This is a genomic window from Verrucomicrobiota bacterium, assembly GCA_016871535.1.
Lineage (GTDB): Bacteria > Verrucomicrobiota > Verrucomicrobiia > Limisphaerales > SIBE01 > VHCZ01.
This window is the reverse complement of sequence record VHCZ01000017.1, coordinates 1-15657: the sequence shown is the minus strand read 5'-3', so window position 1 is coordinate 15657 and position 15657 is coordinate 1. Positions and strand designations below refer to the sequence as shown.

The window sequence follows — 15657 nt, the reverse complement described above, 5'->3', positions numbered from 1 at the left end:
CCGGCAGCTCAGCCAAGTCCGGGTGATCTGGAAGAGACGTGATTCAAACCAGCCGTCGGCGATGCGGTGAGGTGCGTGAAACGTGAAACGTAAAAGAATGATCCGTGGTTTGAGGTTATCCGAGTTGCGACGGTTCAAACACGCTGCTAACTCGCGAACCCCACAAAGCGGAATAACTCCACCAGACCCCACGCCACCGCGCCGCTTACTGGCAGCGTCATGAGCCACGCCCAAACCATTCGCTCCACCACCGTCCATTTGATCGCATTCAAGCGCTTGGCGGATCCCACGCCCATGATTGAGCTCGAGATGACGTGCGTGGTGGAAAGCGGCATACCCATGTGGCTGGCGCATTGAATCACGGCGGCGGCGGTCGTTTGCGCCGCGAAGCCGTGAATTTTCTGTAGCTTCACCATTTTGTGCCCCAGCGTCTTGATGATCCTCCATCCGCCGGCCGCGGTCCCGGCCGCCATGGTCAGTGCACAGGCGATTTTGACCCAAATATGAATCTCGAATTTGTCGGTCTTGAGGAAACTAAGCATCGCCGGCGTGTGATCGAAGGCGCCGGCCGTGGTGGCGGAGAAAAGCGTCAGCGCGATGACACCCATGGTTTTTTGCGCGTCGTTCGTGCCGTGGCTGAAGCTCATCCAGGCTGAACTGAGCAACTGTAGGCGCGCAAACAGGTGATTGACATTGCCCGGACGGGCGCGCCGGAACAGAACGGTCAACAGGCCCACGAACAGAAAGCCGACGAGCAAGCCGCAGACCGGCGCGGCGAACATCGGCCAAGCGACTTTGGGCCAGAGCCCCTCCCATTTCTGCGTGGCCGCGTTGAACGCCGACCATTTGATCGCGGACCAGTCATTGTGCGCGGACGCCAGCGCCGCTCCGCAGAGTCCGCCAATCAAGGCATGGCTGGAGCTGGACGGCAGCCCCACCCACCAGGTCACCAGATTCCAAATGATGCCGGCGAGCAAAGCGGACAGAATGGTGTGCGTGTTGATCAGTTGGATATCGACCAGGCCCTTGCCAATCGTGCTGGCGACGGCCGTGCCGGCCAGCGCGCCGGCCAGGTTAAAAATGGCCGACATCATCACCGCCTGGCCTGGAGTCAATACTTTGGTCGAAACCACCGTGGCGATCGAGTTGGCGGTGTCGTGGAATCCATTGATGTATTCAAACATCAACGCGACCAGAATGACCAGAAGGGCGAGCGCCATGTCGAGCAATCTTGCTGTGTCGCGACCGGAATGCGAGATGTTCCCGGAGCCAGGTCGAGTTTTGTGTGCGTTTCTTGAATCAGGTACCGCGGGGTGTTCAGATTCGCCTCACCCGACCCAACCGGCGAGCCGAGCCGCCCGAACGAGCAGATACGCGATGCCCCCGGTCGCCGGGATGGTCAGTATCCAGGTCCAGATAATCCTTTCTACCAACTCCCAGCGGAGCGCATTTGGGTTTTTCGCCGTGCCCACGCCCATGATCGACGTCGAGATGGCGTGCGTGGTGGAGACCGGCATGCCGAAATGCGCCGCCGTCATGAGCACGGTGGCCGCCGTCGTTTCGGCGGCGAATCCATGCACGGGTTGGAGCCGGACCATTTTGTGGCCGAGGGTCTTGATTATTCTCCAACCGCCCGCTGCCGTCCCGGCGGCCATGGTCAAGGCGCAAACGATTTTGACCCAGACCGCAATTTCAAAGGTGGGGGTCTGCAGAAAACTCAGCCAGGCCGGCAAATCCTTGAATTCCCCGGCTTTCGTCGCCGAAAACAAGGCCAGGGCGATGATGCCCATCGTCTTTTGCGCGTCGTTGCTCCCGTGGCTGAAGCCCATGTAGCCGGCGCTCAAGAGCTGGAGCTTGCCAAAAACTTGATTGACGATGAGCGGTTTCACGGTCCGCAGGCAGCCGTAAAGGAGCGCTATCAAGAGCACGCCGACGACGAACCCGAGCAGAGGCGACGTAAACATCGGCAGGATGACCTTGTAGAGTAATCCGCCCCAGGCATACCACGGCTTGGCGGGATCGGGCGTGGACCAGATGATCACGCTCCAGTTGTTGTGGGCAGCCGCCAGGGTCGCTCCCAACAACCCGCCGATGAGCGCGTGCGTGGAACTCGACGGGAGGCCGAACCACCAGGTGATCAGGTTCCAAATAATGCCTCCCACCAAACCGCACACAATGACCGCGCTGGTCACATATTGCGTGTCCACCAGACCTTTGCCAATCGTGGTCGCCACCGCCGTTCCGGCCAGGGCGCCAAACAGATTGGTCACCGCGGCAAGCACGACCGCCTGGCGGGGGCTCAGCACTTTCGTTCCGACCACGGTCGCGATGGAATTCGCCGTGTCGTGGAAACCGTTGATGTATTCGAAAATCAGCGCGACCAGGATGACGGTGAGGATGAGCGTCATGCAGCAGGCTTTTCAGGAATTCTTCATCACGATCTGAGAAATCACATTCCCTGCGTCCCGGCAGCGATCCACCACTTTTTCCAGCAATTCGTAAAGGTCTTTCATGATGATGACTTTCAAAGGATCGTGCTTCCCGCTGTAGAGGTCTTTGTACAACTCCAGGATCAGTTTGTCCGCGTCGCCCTCGATGCGCTGGAGAAGTTCGTTTTGATCCTTCACTTGCTCCAGGTTCATGCCGCGGCGCAGACCTTTGATCATGGCCAGCACTGTTTCCGTCGCTTCCTGCATCATCGGCCCGTGCCTGGAGAAATCTTCGCCGCGCAAGTGTTGTGGGGCGATTAGCATCCGCTCGCCGATTTTCTCGACCGTCTTGGGAATTTTGTAGAGCGCGTTGGAAAGGGCCTCGATGTCCTCGCGTTCCAGAGCCGTCACGAAAGTCGTGCACAACGCTTCGCTGATTTCCGCGGTGATCCGTTTGTCTTTGCGGCGTGACTGGATGAAGGCGTCGAGGGTCCCGGTTTGATGCGCGCTTTTCGCGAATTGGATCAGCGCCTGCACGCTGGCCCGGGCCTGCTCCGCGCTGGCTTCGAGGAGGTCAAAGAACTTGTCTTCTTTTCCGAGGAGTCGCTGTAGTGAGAACATAACAGTCCCTTTCTAACATTAACGGACCGAAAAATCCAAAAGTTTATCGGCGCGCTGACCCGCCAAATCCGCCAAGCGGCTCAACCCCAGTCAAAACTTGTCTCTCGCGGCGGCCAATTTCCACTGAACGCTTCGCCCATTGAACGCCTGGACCGATTCACCGGTTAGGTGCCGGCCCGTGTCCTTGGCAACTCGTTTGGCTTCTTGTGTGTCTGTTGTGTTTCATGGGCCCAACTGCTGCTCAAAAACTGACTGAGATACACCGACACGCTCTACGCTCTACGCTCCACGACTTTGATTGCGGCCATTTCACGTGGTGAGTATGGTCCCCGCATGAGTGATCCGAAGCACGAAGAACTAATGCGCCTGGTCCACCGGCAGCTTGAACTGATCGGGGAAGACCCGGATCGGGATGGGCTCAAGCGCACGCCATTGCGCGTCGCCAGAGCCTGGGAATTCCTGACGCAAGGCTATGGCAAAGATCCGAAAGCCATCTTGAACGGCGCGCTGTTCGCGGCCAAGTCCGACGAAATGGTCATCGTCAAGGACATCGATTTCTACAGCCTGTGCGAGCATCACCTGCTCCCTTTCTTCGGCAAATGCCACATTGCGTATTTGCCCACGGACCGGGTCATTGGACTCTCCAAACTCCCGCGCCTGGTGGAGGTGTTCGCCCGCCGTTTGCAGGTGCAGGAACGGATGACCCATGAAATCGCGGCGACGATCGAGGAATTGATCCAACCCCAAGGCGTCGGCGTGATCGTGGAAGGACAGCACCTCTGCATGATGATGCGCGGAGTCGAGAAACAAAACTCCTGCGCCATCACTTCGGCCATGCTCGGCCGCTTCCGGGACGACGCCCGGACGCGCGGGGAATTCCTGGACTTGATTCGCCACCGACGAAGCGGGCCGTGACCCCGTAAATGTTAGGCTTGCTAAAAGCGGTCTCCTGCCTAGATTAAGCGGCTCAAATTTTTGAAAGAATGAATCTTGACGCGCTGCGGGCTCTGCTCGCCATGGGAATGCCGCCTCCGGCCGACGGGAAACAACGCAACCCGGCGGGAGATATGGTGTACTCCATGGGCCTGCTGGTCATTTTCGGGCTGATGTTCTACGTGGTCCTGATTCGTCCCCAGCAGAAGAAAGCCCGAGAACATGCCGAATTGATGAAAGCGCTGCGCCCCGGCGACAAGATCCTGACCAGCGGCGGCATCCTCGGCGTCGTCATCAGCGTCAAAGACAAAAGCGTCTCGATCCGCTCCGCCGACACCAAATTGGAGATTCTGAAAAGCGCAGTCTCCGAGATTACCGAGAAAGCCGCCAGTTCCTCCGAGGCCTAACCTTCTGACTTCATGAGCCGAAATCTACTTGGAAGATTCCTGTTCCTCCTCTTCGTCCTCGCCTGGTCGTTGTGGGAGACTTATCCGCCGCAGGCCCGCAACCTGATCGACGTCTTCAACGAACAAGCCTCCAATCGCGACACCAATTTCACCGCCATCGTCCAGCAAGCGCAAAAGCTCCAGCAAGCCAACCCGCAGCGGACCTACGCGAATCTGGTGGAAGCCGTCGGCACGAACGATCTCACTCGTTATTTTCCGGGGATCAAGCTCAAGGACGAAGCGAATCCAAATCGCGCGATCCTGCTCCAGTTGCAGCGCAGCTCGGCCGGGCGGATCAAGCTGGGACTGGACTTGCAAGGCGGCACATCGCTCCTCGTCGCGCTGGACACGAGCAAATTGAACACGAACCAATTGAGCCAGGCGGATCAAAAAGAACTCGCGATTTCCCAGGCGCTCGAGGTCTTGCGCCGGCGGGTGGATCGGCTGGGTGTGACCGAACCCATCCTCACGCCCGTGGACGACGACCGGATCGAGATTCAGTTGCCGGGCCTGTCCGAAGCGGAAAAGGAAACGGCCCGCAACACCATCAAGAAAGTTGCCTTCCTCGAATTCCGGTTGGTGCATGAGCGCAGCTCCGAACAGCTTGCCTCTGGGTTGATTGATCCGGGGTATGAGGTGAAGACGATCAAACAGCGCACGGGACGCGCGGATCAGCAGGAGGTTCAACGCTACGTCGTCAAAAGGAAAGCCGAGCAAGGTTTGACCGGGAACTACATCGTCCGCGCCGGCGTGGAGCCGGACCCGCTCACGAACGAGCCTCACGTGACCATGAAGTTCAACAGCGAAGGCGCCATCTTGTTCGAGAAGATTACCACAGAAAATGTCGGCCGCCAGTTGGCCATCGTGCTCGATGGTGAACTTTACTCCGCTCCGGTGATTCGGGGTCCCATCGGCGGGGGCAATGCGGTCATTGAGGGCCGTTTCACGGTTAAGGAAGCTTACGAGCTGGCTTATGTCCTGGAGAATCCACTCCAGGTGCCCGTCAGCATCCTCCAGGAATACAGCGTCGAGCCGTCGCTGGGCAAAGACTCCATCGAGAGCGGGATTCGCGCTTCGCTGATCGGGACGATCCTGGTGTCGGCGTTCATGCTGGTCTATTACCTCTTTGCCGGCCTGGTCGCCAACGTCGCGCTCCTTCTGAACGTCATTATCCTGATTGGGGTCATGTGTTCGATCGACACAACCCTGACGCTGCCCGGCATTGCCGGCATCGTGCTCACCATCGGTATGGCGGTCGATGCCAACGTGCTCATCTTCGAGCGCATGCGCGAGGAATCCGCGGCAGGCAAATCCATCCGGGGCGCGCTGGCTGCGGGCTACGACAAAGCGTTTGGCACGATTCTCGATTCCAACCTGACCACGCTGATTTCTGCCATCATCTTGATCGCCCTTGGCTCCGGTCCGGTCAAAGGCTTTGGCGTCACCTTGACCATCGGCATCGCGGTCAGCATGTTTACCGCGCTGGTCGTGACGCGTCTCATCTTCGATTGGTTGCTCTCCAAAGGCTGGCTGAAATCCGTCCCGATGCTCCAGTTCGTCAAACAGACGCACTTTGATTTCTTGAAATGGGCCAAACCCGCTTTCATCGCTTCCTGGCTGTTGATCGCCGTGGGCATGGGCTCGGGCATTTACCGGGGACGCGACACGCTGGGGGTGGATTTCGCGGGCGGCGACCGGGTGACATTGTCGTTTGCCCAGAAGATTGAAGTGGAACAAATCCGCGGCGCCTTGAGCAAAGCCGGGATCAGCGAATCATTCATCCAGTATCAAAAGGATTTGTCCGGCCTCGAAGCCAGCGAGGTCGTCCAAATCACCACGCCCTTCGGAAAGGGAACGAATGTCGTCGATGCGCTCAACCAGAATTTCAATGACGCGAAGTTTGTAAAGAAGGGCGATTACAATGTCGGCCCGACCGTCGGCGCGAAGATCCTTCAAACCGCGCTGATCTCAACCGTCCTGGCGTTGTTCGGAATTCTGGCTTACGTGGCCTTCCGCTATGAATACTCTTTCGCGTTGGGCGCGGTCTTCGCCATCATCCATGACGTGTTCATGACGACCGGGTGGTTTTGTTTGACCGGGCGCGAATTCAGCGCGCCTATGGTCGCGGCCATTCTGACCATCATCGGTTTCTCCATCAACGACACCATCGTCATCTTCGACCGCATCCGCGAAGACTTGAAGCTGGGCATCCGCGGCACGTTCAAAGACGTGATCAACACGGCGGTCAACCAGACGCTGAGCCGGACGATCATCACCTCGGGAACGGTGCTTCTGGCTACGCTCTCACTCTATATCTTCGGCGGACCGGTCATCAATGATTTCGCTTTCACCTTCCTGGTGGGCATCCTGACGGGCACTTACTCGACGATCTACATTGCCAGCGCCTTCGTCCTCTGGTGGCACAAGGGAGAGCGTCCCACCATCGGCCCTGGCTCGCAGGTGGCCCTCGACGACACGACAGTGACCGCTCGGGCGTGATTCCGGGCGCATGCTTGCACTGGTCGAAATCACGGCGTGGCATTGGACGGGTTTTATCGTGGGGGTCCTGATCTTCGTCGCGCTCGATCTCTTCGTCTTTCATCGCGACACCCACGCAGTCACCTTTAAGGACGCGTTCTTCTGGACGACGGTTTGCTTCATCCTCGCGATGTTCTTCGGCGTCGCGCTGGTCCCGACGCGGGGCAAGGACGAAGCGATGGAATTCATCACCGGCTACATCATCGAGTTGTCGCTCTCGATGGACAATGTGTTTGTCATCGCCCTGATCTTCGCCTACTTCCGCGTGCCCGCCGAATACCAGCATCGCGTGCTGTTTTTCGGCTTCATCGACGCGCTCGTCATGCGCGGGACGATCATCGCGATCGGCACGAAGGTGGTGGAGAAATTCCATTTCATCCTCTACATCCTGGGCGCCTTTCTCGTTTACAGCGGGATCAAGATGATCTTTGCCAAAGAAGAAGGCGTTCACCCGGAGCGGAATCCGGTCATCCGGCTGGCGCAACGCTGGTTTCCGGTCACGACGCATTTTGACGGCGCCCATTTCTTCACCCGGCTCGACGGCCGCCGCGCCTTGACGCCGCTGGCGCTGGTGTTGCTCATGGTGGAGACGACGGATCTGGTGTTCGCGGTGGATTCGATCCCGGCCATTTTCGGAGTCACGACCAAGCCGTTCATCATTTTCACATCGAACATTTTCGCCATCCTGGGATTGCGTTCGCTCTACTTCGTGCTGGTCGGCGCCCTGGAGTATTTTCGCTATTTGAAAGCAGGCCTGGCCATTGTCCTGGTTTTCATTGGGGCCAAAATGGTGGGCGAAAAAGTCATTCACATCGCCACCGTGTGGTCTCTGGTGATCGTCGCCGGCATCATCATCATCTCGATTGTGGCGTCCATCCTCCGGGCCAAATGCGAGCCGCATCAACAACCGTGAGGCCGGGAAGAGCAGTTGAAGCCCGCGGTCCGAACGTTCCTGTTTTTCGGACACGCTCTGACGGAACACGCTCATGAAGCACCGCTGGACATTGGCGCCGCCTCAAGCCGCCCTTGCCGAGGTGCTGGTCCGGGCCTTGTCCATCTCACCCCTGCTGGCCCAATGCCTCTTGAACCGCGGCCTGAGCGCGCCCGAACCTTCCCGGCTTTTCCTTCAGCCGCGCCTCAAGAACTTGTCGGATCCATTTCTTTTGCCGGACATGGACCGTGCGGTCGATCGATTGGCGCGCGCCAGAGAGAACAACGAACCGGTCGTTATCTTCGGCGACTACGATGTGGATGGCGTCACTTCAGCCGCGCTGCTCCTGGAAGTTCTGGAGAAACTCGGCTGGCAGGTCCACTGTTATCTCCCGCACCGATTGGAGGAGGGTTACGGATTGAGCCAGGACGCCGTGGAGAATTGCCTGGCGAAATTCCCGACGTCGCTTTTGCTCGCAGTGGATTGCGGTTCCACCGCCATGGCGCCTATCGCGTGGCTGCGCGACCGAGGCATCGATGTCGTGGTGCTGGATCACCACCAAATCTCCCATCCGCCGCCCGCCGCCCGCGCGCTCGTCAATCCGCAGGTCCCGTCGAACCACGAATCGGATTTCACCGAACTTTGCTCGGTGGGGATCGCGTTCAAACTGGCGCACGCTCTGGTAAAACGCGGGCGGATCTTGGGTTGGCCCGCCGCAGCAGAATTCGATCTGCGCCCCTTGCTGGACTTGGTTGCGCTCGGAACCATCGCGGATATCGTGCCCTTGACCGGTGAAAATCGAATCCTGGTCTCCGCCGGACTCGAACGGCTCAATCGCACTCAACGGCCGGGTTTGCAGGCTTTGCGCGATGTCGCCCAGATCCGGGCGCCCATCGGCGTGTATGAAGTCGGCTTCCAACTGGCGCCTCGGCTGAACGCCGCCGGCCGGCTGGAAAATGCGCTTCAAGCTCTGGAACTCCTCCGCGCCTGCGACGCCAGCCTTGCCCCGAATTTGGCCCGTGAACTGGACGCCCAGAACCGCGAGCGCCAGAAGATCGAACGCGGCATTTTCGAGGAAGTGGTCGGCGCCGTTCGCGCCCGGTTCAATCCCCAGACAGATTACGTCGTGGTTGAAGGCGGATTGCTCTGGCACGTCGGCGTCGTGGGCATCGTCGCTTCCCGGGTGCTCCGCGAATTCTATCGGCCCACGATCATCGTCGGCGGCGAAGGGGACGAATGGCGCGGCTCCGGACGGAGCATCGAAGGGTTCGATCTCGCCGCGGCGTTGCGCGAATGCGACGATTTGTTGGTCCGGCACGGAGGCCACGCCATGGCCGCCGGACTGACCATTCATCCCGACAAAGTCGATGCCTTGCGCCGCCGGCTAAACGAGTTGGCTCAACGCACTCTGAATCCCGGCCTGTTGCAGCCGGCGCTACGCCTGGATGCGGAGGTTGCGCTTGCGGATGTGACCCTGGATCGCCTGGCGGAGTTGGAGCAACTGGAGCCCTTCGGCCAGGGTAATCCGCCGATTCAATTCGTCGCCCGCCGGCTCACCCAACAGCGCCCTTCCCAACGCGTGGGCAAAGAACAGCAGCATCTGAAAATGTGGGTCACGGACGGGACAGCCGTGCAGGAAGCCGTTTGCTGGAATTGCGCGAAAAGTTCCGAACCCGCCGGCCGATTCGATCTGGTGTTCGTGCCGCAGATCAACGATTTCAACGGCCGCTCCACTGTGCAACTGAAGATGCTGGATTGGGCCCCGGTTGATGGCTTGGATTACTCCGGTGGCAACACTTGAACCTGCTTGACGGTTGACAAAAGTCTGAACCCGCGCCGATGAACCATTCAGAACGTTTGATCCGAAGGCTCATTGGGTTCGCCGTTCACGCACGCGCCGGGCGATGTCCTCCAGATCCTGCTCCTTCCACTCCTCCGCTGTCTCCGCTGTGCCTTGATTACTGATTACTGAACACTGATCACTGATTCCTCTCGACACCCCGCCTCTACCTTCCAAGAATTCCAGCCATGATCTCCGCCATTCTCGTCGCGGCCGGCCAGAGCACCCGCATGGGCGCGGGTGTGGACAAGCTCTTCCTGGAAGTGGCCGGATGCCCTCTCGTGGCGCACACCTGGCAACGCCTTGATTCCAACCCGGACCTCAACGAGATCATCGTGGTCGTTCGCGATGGGATGCAACGCGCCTTTCAAGAGCTGGCCGGTCAATGCGGATTCAAGAAACGATTCCAGTTGGTCGCCGGCGGCAAGGAACGCCAGGATTCAGTCTGGAACGGCTTGCAGGCAGTTTCCTCCGACGCAGAAATCGTCGTGATCCAGGACGCCGCCCGGCCTTGCACGTCGCCCCAACTGATCGCGGACACGATCCAGGCCGCTCGCGAAGTCGGCGCCGCGGTCGCGGCCCAGCGCGTCACCGACACGATCAAGGAATCCGCCGGCGGCACGACGATCCAGCGCACCGTTGACCGCGCCCGCCTCTGGGCCGTTCAAACCCCGCAAACGTTCCGTGCCGAAGTGATCCGCCGCGCCCTGGCAGCCGTGCGGCAGAAAGGCCTTCTGATTACCGACGACACGGCGGCTTGCGAATTGATCGGGCAACCGGTCAAGCTGATTGAAAGCGCCGCGCCCAACCCGAAGGTCACGTCGCCTGCGGACTTGCCGTTGGTCGAGCTGCTTCTCTGAGGCGCCTTGGAAGGGGGGGGCTCTTCCGCTTCCCAAGCGGAGAGCCTGTGTTAGTTTCGGAACGTCCATCGGACCCACAGCTCACGCTTGGCTCTTCCATGCGCAGGAATCGGGCAAACAACTTGTCGTTCACATGGGCGGCCGTCAGCACACCTACGACTACAGCGTGGCCGTTTTTCAGGGTGGGGTCCCGCCCCTGTCCGACGACCCGCAGGTCATTATCGACTGATTGAGCAGGACGGGATTTCGTCCGTGCCCGAAATCTGTTCCGTACGGAACAGATTTCGGGTCGCAGCCAGCCCCGCGTTGTGGCGAAAAGCCCGGGGATCGAGAGGGAGCGCACGCCGCTGGTGCCGCTGGCGTGCGGTGTTCGGCGGCTCGCCAAACACTCGGACGTCGCAATTGTCTATCCCTGTTTGGCGAACGTAAAAACTCGACGCCAAAAGTCGTCGCCGGGCCGGCGTCGGCACGCCAGCGGCGCGCGCTCCCCAGCGGACTGAATTGCCTGGCTAAGCTCTTGGAGCGTTATCGACGGCCTGACGTGACAACGCCGCTTCGCGCTCGAGCAACGTCGGATGCGAATAGAAGAACCGGCTGTAGAGCGGGTGCGGCGTCAGATTGCTCAGGTTTTTCTCCGTGAGCCTCCGCAGCGCGCCCACGAGAAACTCCGGACCGCCCATGGCGGCGGCGGCGTAGGCATCCGCCTGGTATTCGTGGCGACGCGAAATGACGTTGGCCAGGGGCGAAAACCAAAAGGTGAGCAGCCCGCTCAACAACGCGAACAGGAGCAGAGCCGGCGCCAGGCTGCCGGGCTGAAAACCGAATACAGCGTAAAACCACGCTTGCTCCGCCAGCCACGCGAGAGCGTAAAAACCGAGTAAAAGCGCGACCGCGCTGAAGGCCAGCATCTTCGGGACGTGCCGCCTTTTCCAGTGACCGATCTCGTGGGCCAGCACGCTCTCCAGTTCCGGCTCGGTCAATTCCTGGATCAGCGTGTCAAACAGAACGATTTTTCGGAAGCGGCCGAACGCGGTGAAGAACGCGTTCGAGTGGCGGGAGCGTTTGCTGCCATCCATGACCTGGATGCCGGCGACGCGGAACCGAGCGCGTTCGGCCAGCGCGTGCAGACGGTCGCGCAAGCTGCCTGCCGAAAGCGGCGAGAATTTGTTGAACAACGGCAGAATGACGCTCGGAGCCAGCACGATCATGAGCAGTTGAAAGCCGAGCACGCTCGCCCAGGCCCACACCCACCACGCCGTCCCCGCCCACTCGACCAACTTCAAAATCAGAGCAAGCAATGGAACACCGAGAACGAGCGCGAGCAGCAACCCTTTCGCGCGGTCCGACCACCAGAGTTTTGGAGTCGTGGTGTTGAACCCGAAGCGCGCTTCGAGATGGAACTGCGCATACCAGTCGAACGGCAAACTGGTCAGACTCAGCGCCACACCCGCCGCAAAAACGAATCCCGCCATCGCCCAAACTGAGGTCCCAAAGGTATGGACGAAGAATTGGAATACCCAGGGCAGGCATCCGCTGAACAGCACGCCGAGAAGAATCAGCGCGCCGTACGCTTCTTCCACCTGGTTGAGCCGGCTCTTGGCGAGCGTGTACTCGACGGACCTGGAGTAGGTCGCTGCATCGAGACGGCCGCTGAAGGCTTCCGGGACGGCGCCGGCATGCTTCAGCACGTGGCTCTGATTCAGGCGTTCCAGCCAGAACTGCGCGGCCCACCGGGTCGCGATCAGGACCAAGACGATCAAGCTCGCCAACGATGTCGGATGCATAGAACGGGCGAGTATGTCCGGAAAGAATGAATTGCAGCAACTCGGGAAAATTCTCGCAGTTCGCGTCCACTCTTACTCCGGCCGCGATTCCAGGGCGACGCGCAGTGGCATGGGCCCGGTGGCGCGTATCCGGTAGAGACCGGTAGAGATAGTATTGATTTTCCTGCTGTGCAAGGGCACCGGACTTTGCTCAAACTGCCCGCCGACAACCCCAATCAGAAAGCGAGGCAACTATGACATTGCAACGATTCTCCATCGGAAAACAATCCCGCGGTCTCTTCGCCCTGACGCTCCTGGCCGCGGCGGCGGTCCACGCCCAGAACCTGCCCCTCGTCAGCGAGGTCGAGCCGCAGCCGTTCATGGCGCAAGTCCGGCGCTTGATCGAGGCGGCCGATTACCTGGGCTCGCCCTTTAGCGCGGCGGAAAAATCAGCGCTCGATCAAGCCATGCAGCGGGGCGATGCCGCCGCTTGCGAAAAGATTCAGGCGGTGCTCGACGCCCATTGCCTCTTCGGCGTGACGATCAATCCGGAGAACCGCGTGAAAGTCGCGCAAGGCCAGGCCCGGCCCGAACTGGTCGAGCAAGGGTGGCGGCAATTTCTCGTCAAAGTTCAGAATGACTCCGGGTCCACGGCGCCGCTCGTCGCCGTCAGCCCCAACGCAATCTCGCGGTTCGACTCCGGCTCAGCCCGCACGCCGTCGGACCTCGAATATCGCAAGCGCGGCGACACCTCGCCCCGCCGCGACGCCGATCTCTGGCTCGATCTGCAGACCTTCGACAAACAGCCGCTCCGCCCGGCGTTGAGCGGGCTGACGCTGGAGTATCGCATCGTGCAACTCTTCAGCCGCGACGCCGGCAAGCGGGAAGCGAAGTTTTCCTTCAACATCGGCCAGGGCACCCAAGACATCGGCTTTCGCAACGAAGTGGATATCCTCTTCAACTGCCAGCCCGCGCGTGAAGTGAGGCTCCGTGTCCTCGACGAAAACAGCCAGCCGACGACGGCGTCGTTCCTCATTCGCGACCAGGCGCTGCGCGTTTATCCTTCGCAGGCAAAACGCCTTGCGCCCGATTTCGCGTTTCATCCGCAGGTCTATCGTGGCGATGGCGAAACCGTCAAACTGCCCGACGGCATTTACAACATCGAGTTTATGCGCGGGCCGGAATCGATTGTGCAAAAGCAGACGCTCGTCGTAGGCCGGACAACCAAGAGCGCGGCGTTCAAAGTCGAACGCTGGATTGATCCGTCCAAACTCGGCTGGTGGTCGGGCGATCATCACATTCACGCCGCCGGTTGCGCCCATTACACCAATCCCACCGAAGGGGTGCACGCACCGGACATGATCCGGCATTGTATGGGCGAAGATCTGAAGGTGGGAAGCAATTTGACCTGGGGGCCGTGTTTCGATTACCAGAAACAATTCTTCACCGGCAAGGACGACAAGGTTTCGCAATATCCTTACCTGCTGCGCTACGACATCGAAGTGTCCGGTTTCGGTTCGCATCAATCCGGACACCTCTGCTTGCTGCGGTTGAAGGAGGGAATGTATCCGGGCGGCGAGTCGAAGCACCACTGGCCCACGCTGGGCTTGAACACGCTGCGCTGGGCGAAGAAGCAAGGCGCCGTCACCGGCCCGGCGCATTCGGGCAGCGGGCTCAACGTGCCGTCCACCGAACTGCCGAATTATCTGATCCCGCGCTACGATGGGATTGGCGCGAATGAATTTGTGGTCGATGTGACGCACGAGGTTCCAGGGCCGGATGGCAAGCTGGTCCCGGCCGTGGATTTCACTTCGACCGTCGATACCAGCCCGTTTGCGGAATTGAACATGTGGTATCACGTGCTGAACTGCGGCTTCCGCCAGCGCATCAGCGGTGAGACGGATTTCCCGTGCATCTATGGCGAGCGCGTCGGCGTGGGCCGCAGTTACGCGAAGCTCGACGGCAAACTCGATTACGATCAGTGGTGCGAAAGCATCCGCCAGGGCCGCTGCTACGTGAGCGACGGGCGGAGCCATTTGCTGGAGTTCAAAGCCAACGCCGGCGCGACCGGTGTCGCAGTCGGTGAAAAGGGAAGCGAATTGCGCCTCGACCGGGCGGGGTCCGTGCGATTGGCGGCCAAAGTCGCGGCCCGGCTCGACGAACAGCCGAATCCCGAGGCCAATGTCCGACGTTTTCCGTGGCATCTCGAACGCGCCCGCATCGCCGGCACGCGTGAAGTCCCGATCGAAGTCGTCGTGAACGGCTATCCCGTGGCGAAGAAAAATATTGTGGCCGACGGCAAGATGCAGGACGTGACGTTCGACGTGAAGATCGAGCGCAGTAGTTGGGTGGCGCTGAGGGTTTTCCCGTCGTCGCACACGAACCCCATCTTCGTTCTCGTGGACGGCAAACCGATCCGCGCCTCCAAGCGCAGCGCCGAGTGGTGTTTGAAAGGCGTCGATCAATGCTGGTCGCAAAAAGAGCGCACCTACGACGCGGACGAAAAAGAAGACGCCCAGCTGGCTTACGAACATGCGCGGCAAGTGTATCGAAAGATTCTGGCCGAAACTGAGGTGGATTAATCGCGAACCACAAAACGGCCCACGAGACAGACAGCACACCGGCTGCGGCGAAAGCTTTGCCAAACGGTATATGACATGTATCCGCGTAATCCGTGTGATCCGCGGTTTGTTTGATTTCTGTTCCGCCGCGCTGTGGAGTCCGGCCCCGATCCATATCTGGGCAATCCTTCTGGCGCGCTCGGCCCCAGTCTGCAATGCCGGTGCGGGTGTTTGCCCTGCGCCCAGCTTCGCAGCGGCATCTATCTTCGAAACTGCAATCAAGCCTTTTTCAATGGCAGTGGATGACTTCAATCGTGACGGCAAGCCTGACTTGGTTATGGTCAACGCCGATGGTGGCGTCTCGGTGTTGCTGAGCAAAGGCGACGGAACTTTCAGCGCCGCCCTGAACTACTCGACTGGATCGCTTCCGAGGGGAGTTGCGGTGAGTGACTTCAACCGTGATGGAAAACCCGACCTGGCCGTGCCGAACACCGGGGGCGTCTCCGTACTTTTGGGTACCGGCGATGGCGCCTTCCAGGCCGCCTCCAACCACAGCACGGGTTCGCGTTCTCTGTTCGTGGCGGCGAGCGACTTCAACGGTGACGGCCAGCCCGACCTCGCCGTTATCACTAACAGCGGCGTGTCCCTGCTGTTGGGCCAGGGCGATGGCACGTTCCAGACTGCCTTCAATCTCGGCGCGGGAGGGTTGCTTTCCTCCGTCGGCTTGGGCGACTT

Annotated in this window: 12 protein-coding genes; 8 read left to right on the top strand and 4 right to left on the bottom strand. The window is 60.0% G+C overall.

All coding sequences use genetic code 11. The features are described 5' to 3' along the window. Nucleotides 1-146: 146 nt before the first annotated feature. From FJ398_04185 to FJ398_04175, 3 genes are all read right to left on the bottom strand, one after another. Nucleotides 147-1220: an inorganic phosphate transporter gene (locus FJ398_04185; protein ID MBM3837153.1), complete on the bottom strand. Its 1074-nt coding sequence runs from the start codon at nt 1218-1220 to the stop codon at nt 147-149. Nucleotides 1221-1328: 108 nt separating this feature from the next. After that, complete coding sequence (locus FJ398_04180) at nt 1329-2408, bottom strand: inorganic phosphate transporter (GenBank protein ID MBM3837152.1); 1080 nt, start codon at nt 2406-2408, stop codon at nt 1329-1331. Nucleotides 2409-2420: 12 nt separating this feature from the next. Beyond that, nucleotides 2421-3050 carry a DUF47 family protein gene (locus tag FJ398_04175; protein ID MBM3837151.1) on the bottom strand — a complete coding sequence of 210 codons (630 nt, stop codon included), beginning with the start codon at nt 3048-3050 and terminating at the stop codon, nt 2421-2423. A gap of 333 nt (nt 3051-3383) precedes the next feature. On the opposite strand from FJ398_04175, the gene folE reads away from it, so the two are divergent. The 6 genes from folE to ispD all read left to right on the top strand — a co-directional run bounded on the left by folE (nt 3384) and on the right by ispD (nt 10598). Beyond that, a complete protein-coding gene (folE, locus tag FJ398_04170; GenBank protein ID MBM3837150.1) occupies nt 3384-3965 on the top strand; it encodes a GTP cyclohydrolase I FolE in 582 nt (193 codons plus the stop codon). 68 nt (nt 3966-4033) lie between these two features. After that, nucleotides 4034-4390, top strand: a complete 357-nt coding sequence (gene yajC / locus FJ398_04165; protein ID MBM3837149.1) for a preprotein translocase subunit YajC — start codon at nt 4034-4036, stop codon at nt 4388-4390. A gap of 12 nt (nt 4391-4402) precedes the next feature. After that, nucleotides 4403-6928 carry a protein translocase subunit SecD gene (secD, locus tag FJ398_04160; protein ID MBM3837148.1) on the top strand — a complete coding sequence of 842 codons (2526 nt, stop codon included), beginning with the start codon at nt 4403-4405 and terminating at the stop codon, nt 6926-6928. A gap of 10 nt (nt 6929-6938) precedes the next feature. Continuing rightward, nucleotides 6939-7880 (top strand): TerC family protein, encoded by a 942-nt coding sequence (locus tag FJ398_04155; GenBank protein MBM3837147.1) that lies wholly within the window; start codon nt 6939-6941, stop codon nt 7878-7880. Between the two features lie 73 nt (nt 7881-7953). Further along, entirely contained in the window at nt 7954-9699 is a 1746-nt protein-coding gene (gene recJ, locus FJ398_04150) for a single-stranded-DNA-specific exonuclease RecJ (GenBank protein ID MBM3837146.1), read from the top strand. Nucleotides 9700-9926: 227 nt separating this feature from the next. Next, nucleotides 9927-10598, top strand: coding sequence for a 2-C-methyl-D-erythritol 4-phosphate cytidylyltransferase (gene ispD, locus FJ398_04145; GenBank protein MBM3837145.1), 672 nt, complete (start codon nt 9927-9929; stop codon nt 10596-10598). A gap of 509 nt (nt 10599-11107) precedes the next feature. Here the strand turns inward: ispD and FJ398_04140 are convergent. After that, entirely contained in the window at nt 11108-12382 is a 1275-nt protein-coding gene (locus tag FJ398_04140; GenBank protein ID MBM3837144.1) for a M48 family metallopeptidase, read from the bottom strand. Between the two features lie 284 nt (nt 12383-12666). On the opposite strand from FJ398_04140, the gene FJ398_04135 reads away from it, so the two are divergent. Both FJ398_04135 and FJ398_04130 read left to right on the top strand, forming a co-directional pair. Further along, entirely contained in the window at nt 12667-14943 is a 2277-nt protein-coding gene (locus FJ398_04135) for a hypothetical protein (protein MBM3837143.1), read from the top strand. Then, nucleotides 14894-15657: VCBS repeat-containing protein (locus FJ398_04130; GenBank protein MBM3837142.1), on the top strand; the 764-nt coding region annotated here is incomplete at its 3' end. The genes FJ398_04135 and FJ398_04130, both read left to right, overlap by 50 nt.